Here is a 297-nt window from a genome sequence, read left to right as displayed (position 1 = left end):
GACAGTAAGAACATATTTGGAAGGCTCAAAAGGACATTTTAGTTTTGATAAATTGGATCCATTAGCAGTCGCTGATTATTTAAATTTTTTAAAATAAAGATATGGAAGCTGCATTGCATCGGTTTTTGAATTTACACAGAAAAAAGGACTTGACCTTCTTTGGCTGATGTGGGGCTCGACTTCTGATCTTGAGCCCCTTCTTTCGCTGATGTGGGGTTCGACTTCTGATCTCGAGCCCCTTCTTTCGCTGATGTGGGGCTCGACTTCTGATCTTGAGCCCCTTCTTTGACTGACTTG

It is taken from the genome of Ligilactobacillus salitolerans (assembly GCF_003864415.1).
GTDB classification, from domain to species: Bacteria; Bacillota; Bacilli; order Lactobacillales; family Lactobacillaceae; genus Ligilactobacillus; species Ligilactobacillus salitolerans.
The sequence above is the reverse complement of the archived record's forward strand: the minus strand, read 5'-3'. Positions refer to the sequence as shown.